This is a genomic window from Bradyrhizobium sp. WSM3983, from assembly GCF_000473045.1.
Taxonomy (GTDB): Bacteria; Pseudomonadota; Alphaproteobacteria; order Rhizobiales; family Xanthobacteraceae; genus Bradyrhizobium.
Genome location: NZ_AXAY01000018.1, coordinates 97,603 through 122,837 on the forward strand (window position 1 = coordinate 97,603; position 25,235 = coordinate 122,837).

The following is a 25,235-nucleotide window of genomic DNA, read 5'->3' on the forward strand; positions in this document are numbered from 1 at the left end:
TGGTTACGGGGACTCGGAGTTACCTTTTTCACACAACAACCAAGTCCTGTGGTTATGGGTCCCGGATCTACGCTTACGCTTGTCCGGGACGACACCGATGTTGCAGCAATAGCTCGCTAAACCAACTACGCCTGCTCGGCCTTCGCGAACCGGTCATCAAGCGCGTAACCCGCGCCGCGGACGGTGCGGATCGGGTCCTGCTCGCGGCCGAGATTGAGCAGCTTGCGCAGGCGGCCGATATGCACGTCGACGGTACGTTCGTCGATGTAGATGTCGCGGCCCCAGACGCTGTCGAGCAGCTGCTCGCGCGAGAACACGCGGCCGGGATGCTCCAGGAAGAACTCCAGCAGGCGATATTCGGTCGGGCCGAGATCGATCGGCCGGCCCGAGCGCGCCACGCGGCGCTTTTCCCGGTCGAGCTCGATGTCGCCGAAGGCCAGCACGGTTGCGAGCCGTTCGGGGCTTGCGCGCCGGAGCAGACCCTTCACCCGCGCCAGGAGCTCGGGCACCGAGAACGGCTTGACGATGTAATCGTCGGCGCCGGTCGCCAGGCCCCTCACCCGCTCGCTCTCCTCGCCGCGCGCGGTGAGCATGATGATCGGCAGCTGCTTGGTGTCGGAGCGCGCACGCAGCCGACGGCACAGCTCGATACCGGACAGGCCGGGCAGCATCCAGTCGAGCACAATCAGATCGGGGATGTGCTCCTTGAGGCGGGTGTCGGCGTCGTCGCCGCGCATCACCGTCTCGACGTCATAGCCGTCGCCTTCGAGGTTGTAGCGAAGCAGCTCGGTCAGAGCTTCCTCGTCTTCAACCACCATAATGCGTGCGCCCATGGGGTCGTGGCTCCTTAAGGATTCAAATATTTCAGGTATTGGGGACCGTCGTGGCGAAGGTCGTCATGTCGCCCTTCGGCCGCTTGTCGGTGATGGCCTGGCCTTCGATCATGTAGAACACGGTCTCGGCAATGTTGGTGGCGTGGTCGCCGATCCGCTCGATGTTCTTGGCGCAGAACATCAGATGGATGCAGAACGAGATGTTGCGCGGATCCTCCATCATGTAGGTGAGGAGCTCGCGGAACAGCGAGGTGCAGATGGCGTCAACTTCCTCGTCGCCCTTCCACACCGCCATCGCCGCAGGCAGATCATGCGCGGCATAGGCGTCCAGCACCGACTTGACCTGCTGCTGCACGAGGTCGGTCATGTGCTCGAGGCCGCGGAACAGTTTCAACGGATGGAAATCCGTCTCCAGCGCCGCGACGCGCTTTCCCATGTTCTTGGCGAGGTCGCCGATCCGCTCGAGATCTGTCGCGACGCGCATGGCGCCGACGATTTCGCGCAAGTCCACCGCCATCGGCTGGCGGCGCGCGATGGTGAGCACGGCGCGCTCCTCGATTTTCTTTTGGAGCGCGTCGATCTCGGCGTCGGTGGTGACGACACGCTGGCCGAGCGCGACATCGCGACGGATCAGGGCGTCGACGGAATCGACGATCATGCGCTCGGCGAGGCCGCCCATTTCCGCGACCGACCGGGTGAGTTCCTGGAGGTCGGCGTCGAAGGCCTTTGCAGTATGTTCAGAACCCATATCCCGTCTCCTCAGCCGAACCGGCCGGTGATGTAATCCTGCGTACGCCGGTCGGTCGGCGACGTGAAGATCTTGCTGGTGTCGTCGAACTCGATCAGCTCGCCGAGATACATGAAGGCGGTCTTGTCGGAGACGCGCGCCGCCTGCTGCATGTTGTGGGTGACGATCGCGATCGTGTAGTTCTCGGACAATTCCTGGATCAGCTCCTCGACCTTCGCGGTCGAGATCGGATCGAGCGCCGAGCAGGGCTCGTCGAACAGGATCACCTCGGGCCGCACCGCGACGGTGCGGGCGATGCAGAGGCGCTGCTGCTGGCCGCCGGAGAGTGAGAGGCCGGAGGCGTTGAGCTTGTCCTTGACCTCGTTCCACAGCGCGCCGCCGCGCAGCGCCTTCTCGACGCGGTCGTCCATCTCGGACTTCGAGATCTTCTCATAGAGACGGATGCCGAAGGCGATGTTCTCGTAGATCGTCATCGGGAACGGCGTCGGCTTCTGGAACACCATGCCGACGCGGGCACGCAGCAGGTTGAGGTCGAGCTTGGGGTCGAGGACGTTGGTCTGGTCGAGCATGAGCTGACCGGTGACGCGCTGGCCCGGATAGAGGTCGTACATCCGGTTGAAGATGCGCAGCAGGGTCGACTTGCCGCAGCCCGACGGGCCGATGAAGGCCGTGACGCGGTTGGCGCCGAGCACCAGATTGATGTTCTTCAGCGCGTGGTGCTCGCCGTAATAGAAGTTGAGGTTGCGCACCGTCACCTTGGCGGGCGCTTCCGGCAGCACCGGCGCCTGCGGCAGTCCACCGGCTGCGCTCATCGATACGGAAAGATCACTCATTTTGCGGTCCTCTCGGCGCCAAGAATGCGCGCGCCAATGTTCAGGGCAAGCACGGTCAGGGTAATCAGCAGCGCGCCGCTCCAGGCGAGCTGCTTCCAGTAGGCGTAAGGGCTCTGGACGAAGTTGTTAATGGTGACCGGCAGGTTCGCCATCGTCTTGTTCAGGCTGAGGCTGAAGAACTGGTTCGACAGCGCGGTGAAGAGCAGCGGCGCGGTTTCGCCGGCGACGCGGGCGGTAGCGAGCAGCACGCCGGTGATGAGACCGGAGCGTGCGGCACGGTAGGCGATCCGCTTGATCACCAGCGAGCGCGGCAGGCCGAGGGCAGAAGCCGCCTCGCGCAGCGCGTTCGGCACCAGCAGCAGCATGTCCTCGGTCGTGCGCAGCACCACCGGGATCACGATGACGGCGAGCGCGAGCGCGCCTGCGATTGCCGAGAAGCCGCGCATCGGCACCACCACCGCGCCGTAGATGAACAGGCCGATGATGATCGAGGGCGCCGACAGCAGGATGTCATTGATGAAGCGGATCACCGAGGTCAGCTTGTCGTTGCGGCCGTACTCGGCGAGATAGGTGCCAGCGAACATGCCGAGTGGCGCGCCGATGCCGACGCCGATCACGGTCATGATCAGCGAGCCGACGATGGCGTTGCGCAGGCCGCCTTCAGTCGAGCCCGGAGGCGGCGTGTCCGCGACGAACAGATCGAGGTTGAGGCCGGCGATGCCGTTGTAGAGCAGCGTGATCAGGATCAGCGCGAGCCAGGTGACGCCGAAGGCGGCGGCACCGAAGCAAAGCCCGCGGATCACGATGTCCTTGCGGCGGCGGCGTGCGTAAATCGGGTTCATGTCAGTTCCCCGCCTTCTTTTCCAGCCGCATCAGCATCAGCCGCGCGCCGGCGAGCACGAAGAACGTCAGCACGAACAGCAACAGGCCGAGCAGGATCAGGCCGGACTGATGCAGGCCGTCGCTCTCGGCGAATTCGGAGGCGATCGCCGCCGAGATGGTGGTGCCCGGCGCGAAGATCGATGACGAGATGCGGAACGAGTTGCCGATGATGAAGGTCACCGCCATGGTCTCGCCGAGCGCACGGCCCAGCGCCAGCATGACGCCGCCGATGATGCCGACGCGGGTGTAGGGGATCACCACGCTGCGCACGACTTCCCAGGTGGTGCAGCCGACGCCATAGGCGGCCTCCTTCAGCACCGGCGGCACCGTCTTGAACACGTCGACCGAGATCGAGGTGATGAAGGGCAGCACCATGATCGCGAGGATCAGCGCCGCGTTGAACAGGCTGAGATAGGACGGCGGGCCGGCAAAGATCGCGCCCAGCACGGGGACGCCGTCGAAAATCTTGATCATGAAGGGCTGGAAGGTGTTGGCCAGGAACGGGCCCAGCACGAAGAAGCCCCACATGCCGTAGATGATCGAGGGAATGCCGGCGAGCAGCTCGATCGCCATGCCGATCGGGCGGCGCAGCCATTGCGGGCAGAGCTCGGTGAGGAAGATCGCAATACCGAGACCGACCGGAATGGCGATCAGCATCGCGATGAAGGAGGTGACGAGCGTGCCGTACATCGGCCCGAGCGCGCCGAGCACGGGCGGATCGGCCGACGGTGCCCAGCGCTGCGTCCACAGGAACGCAAAGCCGTATTCCTTCATCGCCGGGAAGGCACCGACGATCAGCGAAATGATGATGCCGCCGAGGATCAGCAGCACGGAGATCGCGCTGAGACGCGTGATCCAGTAGAAGGTGAGATCGCCGAGCTTGAAGGCGCTCAAAGCCTTGGCGCGATCATACGGTCCGGCGGCGTCAACTACATTGCTCTCGACTGCCATCTCTGCCACGCCGATCCCCTATACAAACGATACTTGTTCTGTGTCACCAGTCTCGCGCCCCGGATGCAGCGTTGCGCTGATCCGGGGCCGAAATCGTGTGGCCTGCAATGCGGCCAGTCGGTGCCGCACTGCGTCGGGCGAAAAGAGCTTAGCTCTTGATGTCCGCAGACCAGGTCTTCTCGATCAGCTTCACGACGGACTCGGGCATCGGGATATAGTCGAGTTCCTCAGCCATCTTGTCGCCGTTCTTGAATGCCCAGGCGAAGAACTTGAGGGCTTCCTTCGACGCCGCCTTATCGGTCGGCTCCTTGTGCATCAGGATGAAGGTCGCTGCCGTGATCGGCCAGGACTTTTCACCGGGCTGGTCGGTCAGGATGACGTAGTAGCCGGGAGCCTTGGCCCAGTCGGCGTTGGAAGCGGCCGCCTGGAAAGCCTCGACCGTCGGCTGCACCGTCTTGCCGGCCTTGTTGACGAGGCCAGTGTAGGTCAGCTTGTTCTGCTTGGCATAGGCGTATTCGACATATCCGATCGAGTTCTTGGTCTGGCTGATGTTGCCCGAGACGCCTTCGTTGCCCTTGGCGCCAACGCCAACCGGCCACTCGACGGCGGTACCTTCACCGACCTTGCTCTTCCAGTCCGCGCTGGCCTTGGAGAGATAGTTGGTGAAGTTGAAGGTGGTGCCCGAACCATCCGAACGGCGAACCACGGTGATCGCGTCCGACGGCAGTTTCACGTTCGGATTGAGCTTCTTGATCGCGGCGTCGTCCCACTTTGTGATCTTGCCGAGATAGATGCTGGCGAGGGTCTCGCCGTCGAACACCATCTCACCGGCCTTGACGCCCTCGATGTTGACGACGGGAACGATGGCGCCCATCACCATCGGCCACTGGGCAAGGCCGTCCTTCTCGAGCTGCTCGGCCTTGAGCGGCGCGTCGCTGGCGCCGAAGGTCACGGTCTTGGCCTGGATCTGCTTGATGCCGCCGCCGGAACCGATCGACTGGTAGTTCAGGCCGTTGCCCGTCTCCTTCTTGTAGGCGTCAGCCCACTTCGAATAGATCGGGAAGGGGAACGTCGCGCCTGCGCCCGTGATGTCGGCAGCGAATGCCGCCGTCGTCGATGCGGCGACCAAGCCGGCAGCGACGATCATTTTGATGAAATTCATGCTGGTCTCCATACAGGGGAACGAAGCGCCATCAGCGCCCGATCGCGCTCCCCGCGCCGCCCCTTTAGGAGCGATCGGCTGTGCTTTTACGAAGGTTTAGTGACAGTCGGATGACACAATCAAGCGATTGAAATCGCTCGATTTTCCTGCTTAAACTAAAGTCTTGGCCTGGGGAAAACAGGCGGTGAAAGTGGCGCCCTGCTTGGGCACGCTTTCGATCAAAAGACGGCCGCGGTGACGGTTAAGAATATGTTTCACCAGCGATAATCCCAGCCCCGTCCCGCCCTGCGAGCGACTGTCGCCGACGTCAACTCGATAGAACCGCTCGGTCAGGCGGGGGAGATGCTCGGGCGCGATGCCGGGCCCGAAATCCCGCACCAGGACCCGGATTTCCTGAGTTCCATCAGTGGCCGTCGCCGCGGTCAGCGACACGATGACGCGCCCGCCGGAGGCGCCATATTTGAGCGCGTTCTCGATCAGGTTTTCGAACAGACGGAGCAGTTCCTCGCGATCGCCGGCGATCATGACCGGCGTTTCCGGCAGATGGGTCTCGACCTCGACCTGGCGCTCGCGCGCCAGTGGCTCGAGCCCGTCGGCGACCTGGAGGATGATCGGCAGCAGGTCGACCAGGGTGTCCGGCCGCACATGGGCCGACAGTTCCACCCGCGACAGCGACAAGAGATCGTCGATCAGGCGCGCCATGCGGGTCGCCTGGTTGTGCATGATGCCGAGGAAGCGCTCGCGCGCCTTGGGATCGTCCTTGGCCTGGCCCTGCAGCGTGTCGATGAAGCCGGAGAGCGCGGCCAGCGGCGTGCGCAATTCATGGCTGGCATTGGCGACGAAGTCGGCGCGCATCTCCTCGACCCGGCGCAGCGGCGTCTGGTCGTGGAAGGTCATCAGCATGCATTTGTCGGCGCCGCCGAAATTGGTCGGCACCGGCACCGGGGTGATGATCAGCTCCATCCAGCGGTCGACCGGGACATGGTCGAGATAGGTCGCGCGCCGCGGCTCGGTGGTCGCGATGGACTCGCGCAGCGCCGTGATGATCTCCGGCGAGCGCAGCGCGAACTGGGCGAGCTCGTTCTTGCGCAGCGCCGGTGCGAGCTGGGCGGCGGCGGCATTGAGATGGATGACGCGGCCCGCGCGATCGAGCAGCACAGCCGGATCCGGCATGCCGGCGACGACCGCGGCCACCGCCGCGCTCTCGACCGGATTGACGCGGCGAGTGTCCTCGCGCGAGGCAGCGGTATCATGCAGCCGCCAGGGGATCAGTGCGGCCGCGGCGATGCAGAGGAACACCGTCACCGCCCGCACCACCGACAATTCGCCGAGCGAGACCACGACCGACAGCGCCAATGCGGCGGCGATCAAGATGACGGTCGAGTGCCGCAGCCGGTCGGACCAGGGCTGCACCGTGGGAGACGAGGGAGCGTCGATCGCCATCGGGGCGGGCTTCTCCTTATTGCCGTTTTACGCCAGTCAGGCGCCGCTGCTATCGCGGCGCTCTCTCACATAGGCGGCCTTGGGCGCGGGTCCGGGGTCGAGCTTGAGCGCCGCCTGCTGCAGTCGCTTCGATCGCGCGCCGATGATAACTTCGCGAAACGTCAGCAAGATTACAGAGATCACGAAGGGCGACAGATAATAGAGGACCCGGAACAGCAGCATGCCGCCCAAAAGTTCCTCGCGGTCCATCTGCCAGAGGCCGACCAGCATGGCGGCATCGAACACCCCGAGCCCGCCGGGCGAATGGCTGGCGAAGCCGAGCAGCGTCGCCGAGACGAAGATGACCGCAACGACGACGAAGCCGAGATTGGGCTCGTCGGGGACCAGCACATACATCGCCAGCGCGCAGAAGCCGAGATCGATGATGCCGATCGCGATCTGGAGCAAGGTCAGCGGGCCGCCCGGCAGCACCACGGTCCAGGGGCCGCGTCCGACCACCCGTGGCTGGGTCCAGACCCAGACCACGTAACCGACGAGAGCCGCGAGGATCATCATCGCCAGCGTCCGGTTCAGCCAGGGCGGAAGCTGGTCGATCGCGGCGGCCGCCTCCGGATGATAGGAGATGCCGAGACCCAGAACGGCGGCATTGCCGAGCCAGAAGGTAAGGCCGGCGAGGAAGCATATCTTGGCGACGTCGATCGCGTTCAGGCCATGTGCCGAATAGATGCGGTAACGCACTGCGCCACCGGTGAAGACGCTGGCGCCGACATTGTGGCCGATCGAATAGCTGGTGAAGGCTGCGAGCGCGTTGATGCGATAGGGCACGTGGGAATGGCCGATCGCGCGCACGGCGAACAGGTCGTAGAAGGTCAGGGTGAAATAGCCCGCGGCGACGAACAGCCCTGCCATCGCAATCTGGCGCGGCTCGGTGCTCTTGATCGCCTCGATCACCTCGTTCATGTCGATGCCGCGCAGCATGTGGTAGAGCACATAGCAAGCGATGCCGATGACCGCGACGCTGATCACAACTCCAAGCTTATGCAGGATTTGCTTCTGGCGCAGCAACGTCATCGCCCTGCGTATGGCTTCCAGCATCTAGACCTCGAACAACGCTTCAGCGGCCAGGGTGGCCGACGAACAGGCGGACGACGCACAGGCACTCAACGAACCCTCACCGCCGGCTCCGGCCTCGCGCATGCCCCCCACTCCTCCACTAGCGCGTTTCGGGGCGGAGTGGAATTCGCCAATGTAAACAAAATCACGTGCCTTCAATATTTTAGGCAGGTTTGCGGGTTCAGGATGCACGGTTTGGCGCTTTCGGCGGCAAGCTAGAGGCGAATCTCCATGGCAATCCTGCGCAGGGGCCGTGAAGTTTTGATGATTTCGACCGGACAATGTTCCGCCACGCCTTAAGTCGAAATCAATCTATGGGCCGCGCCCGCCTGTTGAAAGAGGGGGGTGATCCGCGCCGGCGGGCTGCAGCACAAATAGCCGCGCGGCAATCGCGCGGCTGAGGCATTTGCCTTGACAGTTGGTTGCAACGCGACATCACAGAGAGGTGCTGTCGCGGCCGTCCGCCGGCGCTGGGCCGGCGGCGGCCGTGCTGGTCAGAGGGGCGACCGGCTCAGGCCGCAAGCTGCGGACGCATCGCCTCGATGCCGGCGATCCAGCCGGCGACAGAGCGGCCGATCGCCTCGGGGTGATCCTCCTGGAGAAAGTGCAATCCCGCCCCAAGCCGAACGTGCGCGCAATGCTTCAACGAAGCCGCGAACGTCTCTGCAAACTCCGGTGCGACGAGCGCACCGGGCTCGCCCGAGAACAGCAGCTTTGGATAGGACGATGCGGCCAATGCGGCCTGAGCGAATTGAAGCGCCTCACAGACATCAGCGGGTTCGTTCGCGATCGGCAGTTCGCGCGGAAAGATGAGAACGGGACGGCGGCTCTCCGGTGTCGGGAACGGCGCGCGATAGGGCGCCATCTCCTCGTCGCTGAGCTTGCGGACGATGCCGCCCGGCAGCACGCGTTCAACGAACGCATTGGCATCGAGGATCATGGCTTCGCCCTCACCCGGCGTCCTGAACTTGCGAAACACCGCCCGCGCCGCCTCGGCATGGTCCTGCTCCTCCGCGCGTTCGGTGTGATGGAAATCCTGCCAGGTCGGCATCGGACGGATGAATTCCATGAAGGCCAGACCGCGCACGAGGTTCGGCCGCCGCGCGGCAAGATGAAACGCGAGCGCCGTGCCCCAATCTTGCGCGACGAGATAGGCGCTCGTAATGCCGCGCTGTTCGATGAAGGCATCGAGATAGCGGACGTGATCGACAAAGCGATAGGCGATGTCGGGCTTGTCGGACTGACCGAAGCCGATGAGGTCGGGCGCGATGCAATGCGCGACCGGCGACACCAGCGGCAATATGTTGCGCCAGATGTGCGACGAGGTGGGATTGCCGTGCAGGAAGAGCGCGACGGGCGCGTCCTCCGCGCCTGTCTCGCGATAGGCCATGCTGCTTCCGAGGACGGACGCTTTGCGGATCTCAATCTGCTTGGTCATGTCAGCTCCTTGAACACGGTTTGGAATGCGATGGTCTTGAAACGCTCGAGTGCCTTGGGATTGCGATCGACCTTCATGCGCAGGATCGCGCCCTGCCAGGACGCGAGGAGGAAGTCGGCAAGCTCCTCTGGCGCGAAGTCGGATGCGATCTCGCCGCTCGTCTGGGCATCCCTGATGCAGGCGGCGAACGGTGTGCGCCATTCGGCAAAGATCTGCGCGAGACGCGCGCGCAGCAGCTCGCTGCTTCCGCTCGCCTCCAGGCTGAGATCGCCGATCAGGCAGCCGCGGCCGTAGCCGTCGGCCTCGAGTCGGCCGGTGATGATGTCGAGATAGCGCCTGAGTCGCGCCCGCGGCGTCAGCGAGGCGTCGTCGAGGGCCTCGGCGACCAGTCCTCTGGTGACCTCGAAATAGCGGTCGAGCACCTCGGAGGCGAACGCCTCCTTGGAGCGGAAATGATTGGTGAAGGACCCCTGCGGCGCGCCCGCCGCAGCGGTGACGTCGCGCACACTGGTGCCGTGATAGCCGGTCCTGAACATGACCTTCAGGCCGGCATCGAGGATGGCATCTTTGAGTGAGGGCTTTGGCATACGATAATAATACGTACGTACGTATTATTATCAAGCGTCAGTTTGTTGCCTCGGCAATCTCCTTGCCGGTCAGCCGGTTACCGAACCTTTTGACGACAGATCAGGCCGCAGGCTGGCTGCGCGAGACCACCCAATAGCGCAGCCATGCACCGATGGTGCAGCCGACGAGGTAGCAGGCGAACATGAGCAGGCCGAGGTCGAGCCAGTAGCCGAAGCGACCCGGGACCACATGCGCGAACGAGGCCGCGACCAGGCCGGTGACCAGCGCCGCGAGCCAGCGCGCCGTGACTTTCGAGGTGCCGTTGCCGCGCTGGACCACCGAGATCCAGCCCATGCAGAAGCCCAGCAGCAGCGAGCCAATCAGCCAGCCCATATGGAACGAGACGAGATAGGGCATCGTCACCTCACCAGAAATTCGATGCGGCGGTTTTGCGCCTTGCCGTCGTCGGTGTCGTTGCCGGCGACCGGCTGCGAGCTGCCGTAACCGACCGCGGTGAAGCGGTCGGCGGGCAGGCCAGCCTTGACCAGATAGTCGATCACCGCCCGCGCTCGCTTCTCAGAGAGCGCCTGGTTGAAACCATCCTCGCCGTCGGCATCGGTGTGGCCGGCGACCTCGATATTGGTGGTCGGGCAGCGCAGCGCCGTCTCGATCAGATGATCAAGAATGCCGGCGGAATCAGGATCGATGTCGGCGCGCTTGGACTCGAAACGGATCTTGCCCTTGGCCAGGAGCTCCGAGAACAATTGCTGGCAGACGGTGCCGTCGACCGGCCCCGCCGCGGGCTTCACGGTGATTTCGGGCTTGTACTGCCAGTTCTTTGGAAAGTCCTTGCCGAGGCCGGCGCGGATGTCGTTGGCCGCACCTTCGTACAGCGCATCACCCGACAGCTTCACCTCGCGGTCGGACACGACCAGCGTGCCGGTCGACAGCCGCGACAGCGCACCGAGCGCAGCGACCACCGCGGTGTTGAAGGAGCTGGGCGCACCGACGCTGGCCTTGAGATTGTCGACGACCTTCTCGGTGAAGAATTTTCGCGACGCGCTGGTCGCGATCGCGGCGTGAACGTTGTTGTCGGGCACGTAGCCGGTCAGCGTCACGGTAGCGGCGACCGGATCCTTGTAGGCCTGGAAAATGTAAGGCGGTGCCTTGATCTCGTTGGCGGCGATCGAGAAACCTTCGGGCAGGTTTTTCAACGCAGCCGCGATCGCCTCGCGGCCGCCGAGGTCGCGCGCCATGCCCGACAGATTGACCTTGGTGTCTGTTATCGTGATCTTGCCGTCCTTCAGCTTGCCGATCTGGTCGAGCAGCAGCATCGCGGCCGCTTCGAACCGCGCCGGCGCGCCGCGGGCCAGCCCCATCTGATCGGCGACCTCGGTCCCGCTGGCCTCCTTGCGCGCGGCTTCCGTCAGGCGCGCCTTCATCGACGGTAGCGGCGCGGAGCCCGACAGGGTCACCCGCACCACGTCACGTTCGGCGTTCCAGACGAAGGGTTTGGCTTCGGGAGCCAAGCGGGTCTGGTCATCGACCAGCCGGACGCCGGGAACCGTCTCGACCGTCGCCACGGCGTCGCGGCGCCCCTCCTCGGAGAAGGCATCCGCGGCCAGGCTGACGTCACGGCCGTCGACCGCGATCCGGGTCTTGTCCAGGACGGTATCCTTGAGCGCGGCCGTGCTGCGGGCCGACAGGTCGGCCTCGACCGGCAAAGTGTTATTCCAGGCCGCAAATCCCCACATGACGGCCAGGGGAATCAGCCCCGGCCACCATTTGCTGGCCCACCTGAAAAGCATCTGCATTCGACGACCCGAACTCTGGAACCGGAGACAAAACAAACCCTTGGCAGGCTGTCAAACCGGAAATGGGGCTCTTTCAGGGGCCGCACGTGGACAATTGAAATAACTTTTTCTTCAAGGGTCACGCCCTAAGTTGAAGGCGGAATGCCCAGGGGGCGGCCAGCCGGTCATGAAACAACTCCGTAATAGTGTCATTCGCGCCGGGCTGGGAGCACTCTATTTCAGCGGGGCGCACCATCTACTGCGCCCGCTGCTGTCGGGCGTCGGCGCCATTTTCATGCTGCATCATGTGCGGCCGGCCCATAAGGGTGCGTTCCAGCCGAACCGGCATCTCGAGGTCACCCCCGATTTCCTGCGCGCGACCCTGTGCCATCTGCGCTCGCGCGAGATCGACATCGTCAGCATGGACGAACTGCACGAACGGCTGGTCCAGGGCCGGTTCGACCGCCGCTTTGCCGCCTTCACCCTCGACGACGGTTACCGCGACAACCAGGACCATGCCCTGCCGGTGCTGCGCGAATTTGACGCGCCCGCGACCATCTATGTCGCCAGCGACTTCGCCGATGGCACGGGACGGCTGTGGTGGGCCGCGCTGGAGGCCGTCATCGCCAAGGCCGAGCAGATCGACGTGCAGATCGGCCATTCCGCGATTCGGCTCGATGCGAGCACGCCAGCCGCAAAACAGGCGGCGTTCGATCGCGTACACGATTGGCTGCGCGCATTGCCGGGCGAGCACGATTTGAAGCGCGAGATCGAAGCGCTCTGCACGGCGCATGGTGTCGACATGGAAGCGTTGTGCCGCAGCCTCTGCCTGTCCTGGGACGAGGTGAAACGGCTCGCGGCCGATCCACTGGTCACGATCGGCGCTCACACCATCAGCCATTGCAATCTCGCCAAGCAGAGCGAGGAGATCGCCGCGCAGGAGCTGGCCGTAAGCCGGGCGCGGATCGAGAACGCGCTGGAACGCCCGGCACTACATCTCGCCTATCCTTATGGCGATCGCGAAGCGGCGGGCGATCGCGAATTCGCGCTCGCCGCTTCCGCCGGCTTCAAGACCGCGGTAACGACACGGCCCGGCATGCTGTTCGCCGTAAACGCCGGCCACATGACCGCGCTGCCGCGCGTCTCGCTCAACGGCAACTACCAGGACGCGCGCATTCTGCCGGTGCTGACATCGGGCGCCGCGACCGCGATGTGGAACGGCTTTCGCCGGTTGGCTGCGGCTTGAGTGTTGTCCCGGCCTTCGCCGGAACAACACTGAGTTGACTCCCCTCCCCGCGGCGCTCAAAACGACGCCAACCCAAGGGAGGCATCATGTCCAACGATCTGTTTTCGCTCAAAGGCCGCATCGCACTCGTGACCGGCGGCTCGCGCGGCATCGGCAAGATGATCGCCGCCGGTTATCTCGGTGCAGGAGCTGCGAAGGTCTACATCACCGCGCGCAAGGCAGGTCCCTGCGAAGCAACCGCCAAAGAACTCTCGGCGCAATATGACGGCGAATGCATCGCGCTGCCGATCGACATCTCGACCGTCGAAGGCTGCGATAAGCTGGCTTCCGAAATCATCAAGCTCGAGCCGAAGCTCGACATCCTCGTCAACAACGCAGGTGCGGCCTGGGGCGCGGAGTTCGACGAATTCCCCGAAAGCGGCTGGGACAAGGTGATGGACCTCAACGTCAAATCGCTGTTCTTCCTGACCAAGGCGCTGGCAAAGCCGCTGCGCGCGGCGGCCTCGCACGAGCGGCCCGCCAAGGTCATCAACATCGCCTCCGTCGACGGCATCTTCGTCAATCCGAGCGAGACCTATTCCTACGCTGCGAGCAAGGCTGCGGTGATCCACCTGACGCGGCGCATGGCGACGAAGCTGATCAAGGACAACATCAACGTCACCGCGATCGCGCCGGGCGCCTTCAAGTCCGACATGAACCGCGCCGCGCGCGACCATTCGGACGACGTCGCCAAGCGCATTCCGGCGCGTCGCATCGGCACCGACGAGGACATGGCAGGCGTTGCGATCTACCTCGCCTCGCGCGCGGGCGACTATGTGGTCGGCAACACCATCGCGGTCGATGGTGGCGTGGTGTACGCGAATGCGGGATTGGAGATTGCGGGTTAAGAGGCGCGGTTCGGTAAAGACCGCACCCCACACTCCGCTGTCATGCCCCGGCTCGACCGGGGCATCCAGCACGCCGAGGCCTCTCGTTCGATCACCGCCGTCTCTGGAATACTGGATCACCCGCCTTCGCGGGTGATGACAGCATTCGTGGTGCGCAAGTGTCAGATCCTGACGTTTACGACTCGATCTTCACGTACTCGAAATCACCCGGCTTGTTGTCGATGCCGACTTTCGGCGGCGAGATCCAGGAGGCGAACTTGCCGCTTTCGGTGACGGGCTGCATCAGCGAGGTGATGAAGTCGCCGTCTGCGGTCGAGGGCAACCAATCATCCTTGCGCTTCGCCCAGGTCGCACCGTCGATCAAAAGACCATCCGGCGTGGCATGGATGCTCTTGAATTCGCCAATGTGACGGTGGAAGGCGACGTTGGGCAGCGTCAGCTGGAAGTCGTAGCCTGCGGTCGAGATCACTTTGTTCCAGCGCAGCATGCCCTTGATGCAATCCTGGCTGTAATCATCACGCAGACGCATGTTGAGCGCGGTCAGTGCCGGCTCGTCGACCAGCTTGATCTCGCCGTCGACGAACTTGAGCACGGGATAGGTCGCGTTCTTGAGCTGGTGATCGTCGTCGATCTGGGTCTCGTGATAGCGGCCTTTGATGCCGGTGTTGAAGGCATTGGCCGCGTTGGTCGAGACCTCCGAGCCGAAAAGATCAAGAGACAGCGTGTAGTGCAGGTTCAGCTTCTTCTGGATGGTCGGAAGATCGATGACGCCGAGCGCGCGGACCTTGGCGATGTCAGAGGGATCGGTGATGCCGGCTTCCTTCATCGCATCACAAGTGCGCTGCACGACGCGAGTGATACCGGTCTCGCCGACGAACATGTGGTGAGCTTCTTCCGTCAGCATGAAGCGGCAGGTGCGCGATAGCGGATCGAAGCCCGATTGCGCCAGCGAGTGCAGCTGCATCTTGCCGTCGCGGTCGGTGAAGTAGGTGAACATGAAGAAGGACAGCCAGTCCGGCGTCGCCTCGTTGAAAGCGCCGAGCATGCGCGGCGCGTCGGCGTCGCCGGAACGGCGGCGCAACAGATCGTCAGCCTCTTCGCGGCCGTCGCGGCCAAAATACTTCTGCAGCAAATAGACCATCGCCCAGAGATGGCGGCCTTCCTCGACGTTCACCTGGAACAGATTGCGCATGTCGTAGAGCGAGGGCGCGGTCTTGCCGAGATGGCGCTGCTGCTCGACCGAGGCCGGCTCGGTGTCGCCCTGGATCACGATCAGGCGGCGCAGCATGGCGCGGTACTCGCCCGGGACTTCCTGCCAGGCCGGCTCGCCAAAATGCTCACCGAAGGGAACGACGCGATTTTCTTCCTGCGGCGCAAGCAGAATGCCCCAGCGATAATCGGGCATGCGGACATAGTCGAACTTGGCCCAGCCGCGCGGATCGACCGAGTAAGCGGTGCGCAGATAGACCAGCGATTCCTGGAAACCTTCTGGTCCCATGTCGCTCCACCAATCCATGTAGCCGGGATGCCAGCCCTCCAGCGCCTTCAGCACCTGGCGGTCTTCGGCGAGATTCACGTTGTTCGGAATCTTGGTCGAGTAGTCGACGTTCATGATGTTCATGTTCATGGCCGTGCTCCTTGCTCCGTCTCGTGTCCCGGACGCAGTGCGGCGCGAAGTGCTGCACTGCTGAGCTGGGACCTATTGCTCGGTCTTTGTGGGTCCCGGTTCTGCGTCGCATCACTTCGTGCTGCGCCGCGCCCGGGACACGATAGCTACACTCGCGTCATATCGAATTTCGGCTTCTGCCCGCTGCCGTAGCGGCGCAGCGCGCCTTCCTCGCCGACGGCGTTCGGGCGCTGGAAGATCCAGTTCTGCCACGCAGTCAGACGCGAGAAGATTTTTGATTCCATCGTCTCGGGACCGACGAAGCGGAGGCTCGCTTCCATGCCGGTGAGGCTGTCGGGCGAGAAGCTGGCACGCTCCTCGAGGAACACGCGGACCTCGTCATCCCAATCGATGTCGTCGAGCGCGAAGGTGACGAGGCCGAGCTCTTCGGCCTGCTCGGCGTCGAGCGCGGTGCCGAGGGTGGCTTCCGCGCGCTCGACATCCGCCGGATCAGCCTGGAAGCGCGACTGAAGCCGCGTCAGACCATGGCTCATCGGATACGGGCCGAAATTCATCGCCGACAATTCGATCGACGGCGGCGGCTGATTGTCGCCCTGCCGCGTGCCGATCAGCATGTAGGAGCGGTCGGCGGCGAAGACGAGCTCGGCGAGCGTGCCTGCGAAGCAGGAGCCGGGCTCGACCAGTGTCACCAGCGTGCGCGAGGTGACGTCGATGCGCTTGAGCACACGCTTCCAGTAGTGGCGGATTTCGTTGACCAGCCAGTGCGCCTTGTTGGCTTCGAGGAAGGCGTCGCTGGCGAGCACATGGGCGCGATCACCATGGCTCTTGAACACCAGCATCGCGATCTCGAGTTCGTTTATGCGCAGATGCAGGATGGCGTCGTCGAGCTCGCGCGCGACCTGCAGTGGCCAGAACGATGCGCCCTGGGTCATCATGCCGTCGATGTCGGCGGGTGGCGCCGTCTCCGGCGCCTTGATCGAGATAGTAGCGATACGCGCAGTGCGGTCGAGATCGACGGTGACGAAGCCGTAGCGAATGCTGGTCTCGTCGATCATCCGCTTGAGCGGCGTCAGCGCGATGCCCTTGCCGCTGCCCTTGCGCTTCGACGCCGCCGCGAACTCCTTGGCACGCTCGACGATCCTGGCTTCCAGCTTGGAGTTCGGCGCGATCTCGTCAACGAGACGCCACTGGACGGCGCGCTTGCCCTTGACGCCTTCCTCGATGGTGCAGAAGAAATCGGCGTGGTCGCGGCGCACTTTGCGCTTGTCGACGACGCGGGTGAGACCGCCGGTGCCCGGCAGCACTGCGAGCAGCGGCACTTCGGGCAGCGCGACAGCCGACGCGCCGTCGTCAGCGAGGATGATGTGGTCGGTCGCGAGCGCCAGCTCATAGCCACCGCCGGCGGCGGAGCCGTTCACGACCGTGATGAAGCGCTGGCCGGAATTCTCGCTAGAATCCTCCATGCCGTTGCGGGTCTCGTTAGTGAACTTGCAGAAGTTGACCTTGTGGGCATGGGTCGAGCCCGCGAGCATGCGGATGTTGGCGCCGGCGCAGAACACACGGTTCTTGGCCGAGCGCATCACCACGACCTTCACCTCGGGGTGCTCGAAGCGCAGGCGCTGGACCACGTCCGCAAGCTCGATGTCGACGCCGAGATCGTAGGAATTGAGCTTGAGCAGATAGCCCTCGAACAGGCCGCCGTTCTCGTCGACGTCCATGGTCAGCGTCGCGACGTCACCGTCGACCGCCAGCTTCCAGTGCTTGTAGCGGGACGGTTCAGTCTGGAAATCGATGAATGTCGCGCCGCCTGCGAGGCGCCGATCTTCGCCGGCCATGGGCCACCCTTGAGCTTGTCTTGGTTTTACCGTTAGATGCACAATAGTGCATATTTTTGAGCGCGTCTAGTCATTACCAGATACGATATGCACTTTGTTTCATGAAGATTGGGACGGCCGCAAGCTCACGTGGCGCGTCCCTGCAGTCCCCGATCGTCGCGCAGGGCTGCCCTTGCGAATTGTTCGATCGCGTCAAGCGTCGCCGCGGGCGCGTCACGGTGCGGGGAATGCCCCGCGCCTGAAATGACTTTCACGTCGACCGGGCAGTAACATTCTTCCTGCGCAATCTCGACCTGACGCAGTGTGCCATATTGGTCGTCCACGCCTTGCACGACCATGACGGGGACGCGGATATAGGCGAGGTATTCCGAGATGTCCCAGTCGCGGAATTTCGGATCGAGCCAGGCACCGTTCCAGCCGTAGAAGGCGTTATCGACATCCTTGTGCCAGCGCGCGAGCTTTGCCTTGAGGTCGGTGGTCTCATAGGTCGTCTTGATCGCGGCGATCGATGTCACCGAGATGTCCTCGACGACGAAATGCGGCGCGATCAGCGCGATGCCTTGCAGGCGATGATCCTGATGCGCGCCGGCATAGATCGCCGCGATCGAGCCGCCGTCGGAATGGCCGAGCAACAGGCCGCGCCTGAAGCCAATCACATTCAACACTTTCGGCAGCACGTCGAGCGCCTCGCGCTGCATGTAGTCGAACGGCCGCGGCAGCGTCGCCGGGCTCGACTGGCCATAGCCCGCGCGCGAATAGACGAAGATGCCGGCGCCGGTTGCCTGCTGGAGCTTTTCCGGAAAGTCGTTCCACAGGCCGACGGAGCCGAGGCCTTCATGCAGCATGACGATGGTCGACGCGTCGGGGACTAACGGCGCGAGCCATTTGTATTCGAGGCTGGCTGAGTCGATGTTGAGAAAGCCGGTGGGGGTGAGGGTCATGCTCGAATTCCTGGTCGCTCCGTCTGCACCCTCCCCCTCCAGGGGAGGATAAGCAAGCGAGTCCACCGCCGGCATTCTCAGTTCGCGCCCTCGCGCAATTTGAAGCGCTGGATTTTTCCCGTCGCCGTCTTCGGCAGCGAATCGACCACGTCGATCCAGCGTGGATATTTCCACGGGCCGATCTTCTGCTTGACGTGCTCCTTCAGCATCTCCTGCAAGTCCGTCGTCTTCGCGCCCGGGCGCAACACGACGAAGGCCTTTGGCTTCAGCAGCCCTTCCGGATCGGCTTCGGGCACAACGGCGGCTTCCAGCACGGCCGGATGCGTGATCAGCGCGCTCTCGACCTCGAACGGCGAGACCCAGATGCCGGAGACCTTGAACATGTCGTCGGCGCGGCCGCAGAAGGTGTAACGGCCGTCGGCGTCGCGAACATATTTGTCACCGGTGCGGGTCCACGGGCCCTCGAACGTGCGGCGGCTCTTGTGACGCTGGTTCCAGTAGCCCTCGCCGGCCGAGGGCGCATCGACCAGGAGTTCGCCGACCTCGCCGTCAGCCACATCCTGTCCGGCCTCGTTAACGAGCCGCACCGCATAGCCCGGCACCGGCTTGCCGGACGAGCCGTACTTGATGTCGCCGGGCGCATTCGACAGGAAGATGTGCAGGAGCTCAGTCGAGCCCACGCCGTCGAGAATGTCGACGCCGAAGCGCGATTTCCAGCTATTGCCGACGGATTCCGGCAGCGCCTCGCCGGCCGAGGTGCAGATGCGCAACGACTTGCCGCCGCGCTCGCTCTTCATCGTCTCGTCGTTGAGCATCGCCGCGAACAGCGTCGGCACGCCGTAGAAGATCGACGGATTGTAGCGGTTCATGAGATCGAACATGCGCGCCGGTGTCGGTCGCTCACTGTTCAGAATGGTCGTCGCGCCGACCGACATCGGGAAGGTCAGCGCGTTGCCGAGGCCATAGGCGAAGAACAGCTTGGCCGCGGAGAGACCGACGTCGTTCTCGTGGATGCCGAGCACCTGGCTCGCATAGGTGTCGGCGGTCGCCTGCAAATTTGAATGGATGTGGCGCACGCCCTTGGGCATACCGGTCGAGCCTGACGAATAGAGCCAAAATGCCGGCTCGTCGGGATGCGTCGCGGCGGTCATAAACTGATCGCTCTCGCCCGCGATCTCCTCCGCGAGCTGCTTGTGGCCGTTCTGCTTGGCGCCGGAGACAACGACATGCTCGAGATCCGGCATGCGGCCGACGACGTCCCTGATGACGGGATAGAGCGCCTCGGACACGAAGAGCACGCGGGCGCGGCAGTCGGCAAGAATGTAGGCGTATTGGTCCGCGGTCAGCAGCGTGTTGAGCGGCACCGGCAAGATGCCGGCGCGGATCGCTCCCAGGAACACGATCGGAAAATCGACCGTATCCAGCATGATCATCGCGACGCGCTCCTCGCGACGGACGCCGAGCCGGCGCAGCATGTTGGCGGCGCGGCAGGTCTGTTGCTGGAGCTCGCCATACGTCAGGCGCGAGACGGTGTCGTCGAAGACGAGCTTGTTGCCACGGCCTTCCTCGACGTTACGGTCGAGCAGCCAGGTCACCGCGTTGTAGGATCCCTCGCTCACGGTCGTCTCCCCTGAATTTAGAATTATAATTCATAGAAAGACACTGCGGCAGCTTGCTGTCAATGCCAGCAGGCATTATGTTTCATTAAAACGCGCCGCAGGACCTCGTTTAAAGAAGGCTCATGACCGACAGTCCCGACGCCGAATCCCGCTTTCTCGAACAGCTCGGCCAACGCGTGCGCACCATGCGCGCGCTGCGCGGCATGTCGCGCAAAGTGCTCGCCAAGGTATCAGGAATTTCGGAGCGCTACATCGCACAGCTCGAGAGCGGCAAGGGCAATGTCTCGATCGTGCTGCTGCGCCGCGTCTCCGATGCGATGGGCGCGCATCTGGAAGACCTGTTGCCCTCGGCCGAGCCGACGCCGGAATGGCAGATGTTTCGCGACTTGCTGCGCAAGGCGACGCCGGCGCAGATCGCGCAAGCCAAAGATCTGCTCGCCGGCGGCAGCGCATCCGCGCCACGGCGCGCGCCGTTCTGCGGCATCGCGCTGATCGGCCTGCGCGGCGCCGGCAAATCCACGCTTGGGCGGATGCTGGCGAAGAAGATCGGCTGGAGCTTTGTCGAGCTTAACAAGGAGGTCGAGCAGCAGAACGGCCTCTCGGTCGCCGAGATCATCGCACTCTACGGCCAGGAAGGCTTCCGCCGCATGGAGCAGGCGGCCCTGCAGCAGCTGCTCGCGCGCAACGAGCTGATGGTGCTGGCAACCGGCGGCGGCATCGTCTCGGAACCGCTGACCTTCGACCAGATTCTGTCGTCGTTCTACACGATCTGGCTCAAGGCCGAGCCCGAGGAGCACATGGCCCGCGTCCGCCGCCAGGGCGACCTCCGCCCGATGGCGGATGACCGCTCCGCAATGGCCGAGCTGCGCAACATCCTCTTGAGCCGCGAGCCGCTGTATTCGCGCGCGACAGCGGTGGTGGATACCGCGGGACTTTCGGTCGACGCAGCAGCAGCCCGGCTGATCGACGCGGTGCGCCCGGTGCTGCAAAACGAAGCCCGCAGCTTCGGCTTGCGCAGCGTGGCGTTGTAGGGCAATTGCTCTCGCCTCGTCGGGATCGCTGAAGCGGCGTTGCGCTGCGTGCCCTTGGTCACGCGCGCCCGCATCGCTATGTTACGCGCCGAAGCAGTGAGACATGCGATGGACGCAAGCGTAGTTCCCGATGTCATCCGCCGGCCGGCCACGCCGGACCTTGCGCATCTGGTGTCCAGCATATCGTTCTACCGCGAACGCGGACTTGGCTTGGCCGGCTTCCGGCACGCGGCGCCGCTCGCGTTGCCCTTACTCGTGAACCTGGGAACACCATTCCGCATCGCGCTTGGCCGCCGTCCGAAGAGTGAAGACGATCGACCGAGCTTTGCGGCCGGGCTTTTTCCCGGACCCGTCCTGATCGAGTCGGATGGCCGCGCCGAGTGCGTCCAGGTTGATTTCACCCCGCTCGGGGCCTACCGCTTCTATGGCGGAGCGGTGCCCGATCTGACCGCGCGCATTGTCGGCCTCGACGACGTTCTGGGGCATGCTGGAGAAAGCCTCGCCGCCCAGGTGGCCGAGGCCGCGGGATGGCAGCAGCGATTCGAGATCGTGGAAGATTTCGTGCTGCGTCGGGCCGTGCATGAGCCGTCGCCGGCAATTGCCTCGGCGCTCGACATGTTGTGGCGGAGCGCGGGCTCGGCGCGGATCGCTGACATCGCCGCCGACATCGGCTGGAGCCGCAAGCATTTCACCCGCCGCTTTCACAACGAGATCGGCGTGGCGCCCAAGATGCTGGCGCAGATGCTGCGCTTTCACCGCGCCTGCCGGCTCGCCCGCTCCGAGGCCGTGGACGGCTGGGCCGCCATCGCCGCGGACGCAGGCTATGCCGACCAGGCGCATCTTGCCCGCGACTTCCGGGTGTTTTGTGGCGAATCCCCGACCGGATGGGCTGCGCGGCTGGAACGCGCAGACCCACGCCTGCTGCGCGACGCCGGCGGATAGAGCGGTTTCGAGCGAAGTGGGACGCCGGTTCGCGTGAAGAAAACGCGTCAAAATAAGAATCTGGAGCTTCGGTTCTGATTCAATCAGAACCGAAGCTCTAGGTCCCATTTGTTCAAGCCGGTCGATGCGAACTGGGCTAGCTTGGTCGCGCAAACGATCTGGAGAGTTTCATGAACCAGCAGAATGGCAACGAAGCGCCGCGCCTCTACCACACCATGCGTTGCAAGGACGCCGAGGCCATGATCACCTGGCTGAAGGACGTGCTCGGCTTCACCGAACGTGTGATCTATCGGAGGGACGGCAAGGTCATCCACGGCGAGCTGATGTTCGGCTCGTCGATCCTCATGCTCGGCCAGGATCGGGACAACGAGTACACCAAGCTCGTGGGCGATCTCGGCGGGCGACGGACCGATGCGGTCTATCTTGCGGTCGACGATCCCGACGCGCTCCACGACAAGGTCAAAGCCTCCGGCGCTCGAATCGAGATGGAGTTGCGCAACACCGAGTATGGCAGCCGCGATTTCGCGGCCCGCGATCCCGAGGGCGGACTTTGGAGTTTTGGCACCTATTGGCCCAAGGTCGCCGAAGAACCGCTGCCGGGCTGAGCCGCACCCCCGACTAGACCGACCAGTAGTTCGGATGCGGGTAGGGCTGCGAGCGGTCGCCCCAGTCGAACGCGTCACCGTCGAACTCGCACGGGCCGCTGCTGAGTTCCTCCAGCGTCAGCGCGACCTGGAAGGCCTGATGGCTGGGGTCGTATTTCAGCGCACCCCACTGCACCGGATAATGATGGCGAGTGCCGAGCAGCCCGCCGGTCTTGATGACCGCGTAAGTGACCGTTCCGCTCACCTTGTCGAGCATCAATCGCTCGATCGTGCCGAGCTTGCTGCCGTCGCGTCCGTAAACGGCGACGCGCTCGACGCGATCACTGGGAACCATGGTGTGTTGCATGGCGTCCTCCTCGATTTCTGGTGTTTTCCGCATTATAGCGCTTTCGCTTGGATGAGCGAAGCCGGTTGTAGGGTGAGCTACAACAATTGCGACCGCGCCGACTCTGCGCCCTCCCGCAACAGCGGCAGGAAGCGGTCGATCAATTCCTGCGCCGGCACCCGATCCACATGGGCGCCCATGTTGATGGCGGCGACGATCACGTCGTCATAGCGGCGCACCGGCACCGAGATCGAGCGGAAATGCGGCTCAGCCTCGCGGTCGACCAGCGAATAGCCCTGCGCGCGGTCGGCGGCGATGTGCGCGAGCAGCGTCTTGGGATCGGTCACGGTCTCTGGCGTCAGCGCCTCGCGCTTCATCTTCTTCACGCGCGCGAGACAATCGGCGTCATCGAGCTGGCCGAGCATGGCGCGGCCGACCGAGGTGCAGAACGCCGGCAGCCGATAGCCGATTTCCAATCCGCCGGAGAACATCCGTGCCGGGCTGCTGCGGGCGATGAACACGACGTCGTCGCCGTCGAGCACCGCGAGCGAGGAGATCTCCTGCGCCGCCGTTGCGATGCGATCGAGCACAGGCTGCAGCACCGTGACGAGCTGGTTGGAGCGCAGATAGGACGCCGCCAGTGTCAGCACATGCGGCGTCAGCGAGAACAGCTTGCCATCGCCACTGACAAAACCGCCGCGCTGGAGCGTGAACAGCATGCGTCGCGCGGTGGCGCGCGGCAGCTCGGCGGCGCGGGCGAGATCGCTCAACGTCATCGGGCCCGCATTGGTGCCGAAGCATTGCAGCAGGCGCAGGCCGCGATCGAGGGCTTCGACAAAATCCGTCGCGCGCTCGTCAGTCTCGCTCCGCCTGGGCTTCGGCATGGGTCGGGATGGTCCTGCAAAATAGTGCTTGCTGACGGTCCAAGGCATGTCATAATTCGCCCATCCGTTCAATAGGCGAACACAACGCCCCTCCCGAAAAAGGACGCGACCGCCATGATGAGCCAGGAGCAGAACGACCTCATCACCCGCACCGGGCCGAAAGATCCGTGCGGCAAGCTGATGCGGAGCTACTGGCAGCCGGCAGCCCTGGTCGACGAACTCGAGGGCGAGCGGCCGATCCGTCCGGTCAAGCTGCTTGGCGAAAACCTGGTGTTGTTTCGCGACGAGACCGGACGCTACGGCCTGATCGATCGCCACTGCGCCCATCGCGGCGCCGACCTTGCCTTCGGTCGCCTCGAACACGGCGGCCTGCGCTGCGCCTTCCATGGCTGGCTGTTCGACGCCACCGGCCAGTGCATCGAGACGCCGGCCGAGCCGAATGACTCGAAGCTTTGCCAGAACATCCGCCAGCGCTCCTATCCGGTGGTGGAGAAGAGCGGCATCCTCTGGGCCTATCTGGGCGAGGGTGAGCCGCCGGCCTTTCCGGAACTCGACTGCTTCGTCGCGCCGGGCACGCACACCTTTGCCTTCAAGGGCCACATGGCCTGCAACTGGCTGCAGGCGCTGGAGGTCGGAATCGATCCCGCGCACGCCTCCTATCTGCACCGCTTCTTCGAGGACGAGGACACGTCGACGGCCTACGGCAAGCAGTTCCGCGGCGCTTCCGCAGGAAGCGACCTGCCGATGACAAAGATCCTGCGCGAATACGACCGCCCGATCATCAATGTCGAGCACACCGAATACGGCCTGCGGCTGATCGCGCTGCGCGAGATCGACGAGGAGCGCACCCATGTGCGCGTCACCAACCAGCTCTTCCCCCACGGCTTCGTCATTCCCATGAGCACGGAGATGACGATCACACAGTGGCACGTGCCGGTCGACGACGAGAGCTGCTACTGGTACGCAATCTTCACCAGCTATTCGAACCCGGTCGACAAGAAGAAAATGCGCGACCAGCGGCTCGAGCTCTACGAGCTGCCCGACTACGTCTCGCGCAAGAACCGCAGCAACGATTACGGCTTCGATCCGCACGAGCAGCAGACCGCGACCTATACCGGCATGGGTAACGACATCAACGTCCACGACCAGTGGGCGGTGGAATCGATGGGCGCGATCCAGGACCGCACCAAGGAGCATCTCGGCACGAGCGATAAGGCAATCGTGCAATATCGCCGGCTGCTGCGGCAGGAGATCGAGAAGGTCGGCGGCGGCGAGAAGCCGATGCTGTTCCTGGATGAGGCCAACGCACGCTCGATCCAGGGCCCGGCAACCATGGACGGCATCGGCCCGACGCGCGGCTGGGAAACCTATTGGATGGAAGTCGACGTCAAGCGCCGCCGCGGCGCGCCGTGGACCGCGCCGGTGCCGAAGGAGATCGCCGACAACGTGCACCGGCTGACGGCGGCGGAGTGACGACTTTGCGCGGCTCCCGTAGGGTGGGCAAAGGCGCAAGGCGCCGTGCCCACCATG

At 64.0% G+C, this 25,235-nt stretch carries 24 protein-coding genes; 6 read left to right on the forward strand and 18 right to left on the reverse strand.

Translation table 11 applies throughout. The annotated features are described in order from the left end of the window. Positions 1-125 precede the first annotated feature (125 nt). From phoB to YUA_RS0124990, 12 genes are all read right to left on the reverse strand, one after another. Positions 126-833 (reverse strand): phosphate regulon transcriptional regulator PhoB, encoded by a 708-nt coding sequence (gene phoB / locus YUA_RS0124935; protein WP_027533133.1) that lies wholly within the window; start codon positions 831-833, stop codon positions 126-128. Positions 834-864: 31 nt separating this feature from the next. Then, positions 865-1,581 (reverse strand): phosphate signaling complex protein PhoU, encoded by a 717-nt coding sequence (gene phoU, locus YUA_RS0124940; RefSeq protein WP_027533134.1) that lies wholly within the window; start codon positions 1,579-1,581, stop codon positions 865-867. An 11-nt stretch (positions 1,582-1,592) separates the two neighbouring features. Next, positions 1,593-2,414: a phosphate ABC transporter ATP-binding protein PstB gene (gene pstB, locus YUA_RS0124945; protein WP_027533135.1), complete on the reverse strand. Its 822-nt coding sequence runs from the start codon at positions 2,412-2,414 to the stop codon at positions 1,593-1,595. Beyond that, positions 2,411-3,256 (reverse strand): phosphate ABC transporter permease PstA, encoded by an 846-nt coding sequence (gene pstA / locus YUA_RS44980; protein ID WP_035971850.1) that lies wholly within the window; start codon positions 3,254-3,256, stop codon positions 2,411-2,413. The genes pstB and pstA overlap by 4 nt, the downstream gene beginning before the upstream one ends. 1 nt (position 3,257) lies before the next feature. Next, positions 3,258-4,247 carry a phosphate ABC transporter permease subunit PstC gene (gene pstC / locus YUA_RS0124955; protein WP_027533136.1) on the reverse strand — a complete coding sequence of 330 codons (990 nt, stop codon included), beginning with the start codon at positions 4,245-4,247 and terminating at the stop codon, positions 3,258-3,260. A 148-nt stretch (positions 4,248-4,395) separates the two neighbouring features. Next, on the reverse strand, positions 4,396-5,409 hold the full coding sequence (gene pstS / locus YUA_RS0124960) for a phosphate ABC transporter substrate-binding protein PstS (RefSeq protein WP_027533137.1): 1,014 nt from the start codon (positions 5,407-5,409) through the stop codon (positions 4,396-4,398). A gap of 150 nt (positions 5,410-5,559) precedes the next feature. Further along, on the reverse strand, positions 5,560-6,852 hold the full coding sequence (locus YUA_RS0124965; RefSeq protein ID WP_027533138.1) for an ATP-binding protein: 1,293 nt from the start codon (positions 6,850-6,852) through the stop codon (positions 5,560-5,562). 36 nt (positions 6,853-6,888) lie between these two features. Continuing rightward, positions 6,889-7,947 carry a lysylphosphatidylglycerol synthase domain-containing protein gene (locus YUA_RS0124970; RefSeq protein WP_027533139.1) on the reverse strand — a complete coding sequence of 353 codons (1,059 nt, stop codon included), beginning with the start codon at positions 7,945-7,947 and terminating at the stop codon, positions 6,889-6,891. A gap of 529 nt (positions 7,948-8,476) precedes the next feature. Continuing rightward, positions 8,477-9,403 (reverse strand): haloalkane dehalogenase, encoded by a 927-nt coding sequence (locus tag YUA_RS0124975; RefSeq protein WP_027533140.1) that lies wholly within the window; start codon positions 9,401-9,403, stop codon positions 8,477-8,479. After that, positions 9,400-9,990: a TetR/AcrR family transcriptional regulator gene (locus YUA_RS0124980; RefSeq protein ID WP_027533141.1), complete on the reverse strand. Its 591-nt coding sequence runs from the start codon at positions 9,988-9,990 to the stop codon at positions 9,400-9,402. The genes YUA_RS0124975 and YUA_RS0124980 overlap by 4 nt, the downstream gene beginning before the upstream one ends. A gap of 100 nt (positions 9,991-10,090) precedes the next feature. Next, entirely contained in the window at positions 10,091-10,387 is a 297-nt protein-coding gene (locus tag YUA_RS0124985; protein WP_027533142.1) for a hypothetical protein, read from the reverse strand. 2 nt (positions 10,388-10,389) lie between these two features. Beyond that, the gene (locus tag YUA_RS0124990) at positions 10,390-11,784 is read right to left on the reverse strand and encodes an OmpA family protein (RefSeq protein WP_027533143.1); all 1,395 of its coding nucleotides are present in this window, start codon (positions 11,782-11,784) and stop codon (positions 10,390-10,392) included. A 166-nt stretch (positions 11,785-11,950) separates the two neighbouring features. Between YUA_RS0124990 and YUA_RS0124995 the strand changes: the two genes are divergently transcribed. Continuing rightward, on the forward strand, positions 11,951-13,009 hold the full coding sequence (locus tag YUA_RS0124995) for a polysaccharide deacetylase family protein (RefSeq protein WP_027533144.1): 1,059 nt from the start codon (positions 11,951-11,953) through the stop codon (positions 13,007-13,009). Between the two features lie 86 nt (positions 13,010-13,095). Beyond that, positions 13,096-13,896 carry an SDR family oxidoreductase gene (locus tag YUA_RS0125000; protein ID WP_027533145.1) on the forward strand — a complete coding sequence of 267 codons (801 nt, stop codon included), beginning with the start codon at positions 13,096-13,098 and terminating at the stop codon, positions 13,894-13,896. A 175-nt stretch (positions 13,897-14,071) separates the two neighbouring features. Here YUA_RS0125000 and boxB read toward each other — a convergent pair whose 3' ends face one another. From boxB to YUA_RS0125020, 4 genes are all read right to left on the reverse strand, one after another. Then, positions 14,072-15,523 (reverse strand): benzoyl-CoA 2,3-epoxidase subunit BoxB, encoded by a 1,452-nt coding sequence (boxB, locus tag YUA_RS0125005; protein ID WP_027533146.1) that lies wholly within the window; start codon positions 15,521-15,523, stop codon positions 14,072-14,074. 146 nt (positions 15,524-15,669) lie between these two features. Then, the gene (gene boxC / locus YUA_RS0125010) at positions 15,670-17,358 is read right to left on the reverse strand and encodes a 2,3-epoxybenzoyl-CoA dihydrolase (RefSeq protein WP_027533147.1); all 1,689 of its coding nucleotides are present in this window, start codon (positions 17,356-17,358) and stop codon (positions 15,670-15,672) included. Between the two features lie 125 nt (positions 17,359-17,483). After that, positions 17,484-18,299, reverse strand: coding sequence for an alpha/beta fold hydrolase (locus YUA_RS0125015; protein WP_027533148.1), 816 nt, complete (start codon positions 18,297-18,299; stop codon positions 17,484-17,486). A gap of 77 nt (positions 18,300-18,376) precedes the next feature. Further along, positions 18,377-19,918 (reverse strand): benzoate-CoA ligase family protein, encoded by a 1,542-nt coding sequence (locus tag YUA_RS0125020; protein WP_027533149.1) that lies wholly within the window; start codon positions 19,916-19,918, stop codon positions 18,377-18,379. Positions 19,919-20,040: 122 nt separating this feature from the next. Here YUA_RS0125020 and YUA_RS0125025 point away from each other — a divergent pair, with 122 nt between their 5' ends. The 3 genes from YUA_RS0125025 to YUA_RS0125035 all read left to right on the forward strand — a co-directional run bounded on the left by YUA_RS0125025 (position 20,041) and on the right by YUA_RS0125035 (position 22,496). Beyond that, positions 20,041-20,949 (forward strand): helix-turn-helix transcriptional regulator, encoded by a 909-nt coding sequence (locus YUA_RS0125025; RefSeq protein WP_027533150.1) that lies wholly within the window; start codon positions 20,041-20,043, stop codon positions 20,947-20,949. Positions 20,950-21,003: 54 nt separating this feature from the next. Continuing rightward, positions 21,004-21,891, forward strand: a complete 888-nt coding sequence (locus tag YUA_RS0125030; protein ID WP_245285255.1) for an AraC family transcriptional regulator — start codon at positions 21,004-21,006, stop codon at positions 21,889-21,891. Between the two features lie 170 nt (positions 21,892-22,061). Further along, a complete protein-coding gene (locus YUA_RS0125035) occupies positions 22,062-22,496 on the forward strand; it encodes a VOC family protein (protein ID WP_027533152.1) in 435 nt (144 codons plus the stop codon). Positions 22,497-22,509: 13 nt separating this feature from the next. Here the strand turns inward: YUA_RS0125035 and YUA_RS0125040 are convergent, their stop codons facing one another. Both YUA_RS0125040 and YUA_RS0125045 read right to left on the reverse strand, forming a co-directional pair. Then, a complete protein-coding gene (locus tag YUA_RS0125040) occupies positions 22,510-22,842 on the reverse strand; it encodes a PRC-barrel domain-containing protein (protein WP_027533153.1) in 333 nt (110 codons plus the stop codon). 77 nt (positions 22,843-22,919) lie between these two features. Next, positions 22,920-23,705: an IclR family transcriptional regulator C-terminal domain-containing protein gene (locus YUA_RS0125045; RefSeq protein WP_027533154.1), complete on the reverse strand. Its 786-nt coding sequence runs from the start codon at positions 23,703-23,705 to the stop codon at positions 22,920-22,922. A gap of 114 nt (positions 23,706-23,819) precedes the next feature. On the opposite strand from YUA_RS0125045, the gene YUA_RS0125050 reads away from it, so the two are divergent. Further along, on the forward strand, positions 23,820-25,178 hold the full coding sequence (locus tag YUA_RS0125050; protein WP_027533155.1) for an aromatic ring-hydroxylating dioxygenase subunit alpha: 1,359 nt from the start codon (positions 23,820-23,822) through the stop codon (positions 25,176-25,178). The last annotated feature ends 57 nt before the right edge of the window (positions 25,179-25,235 follow it).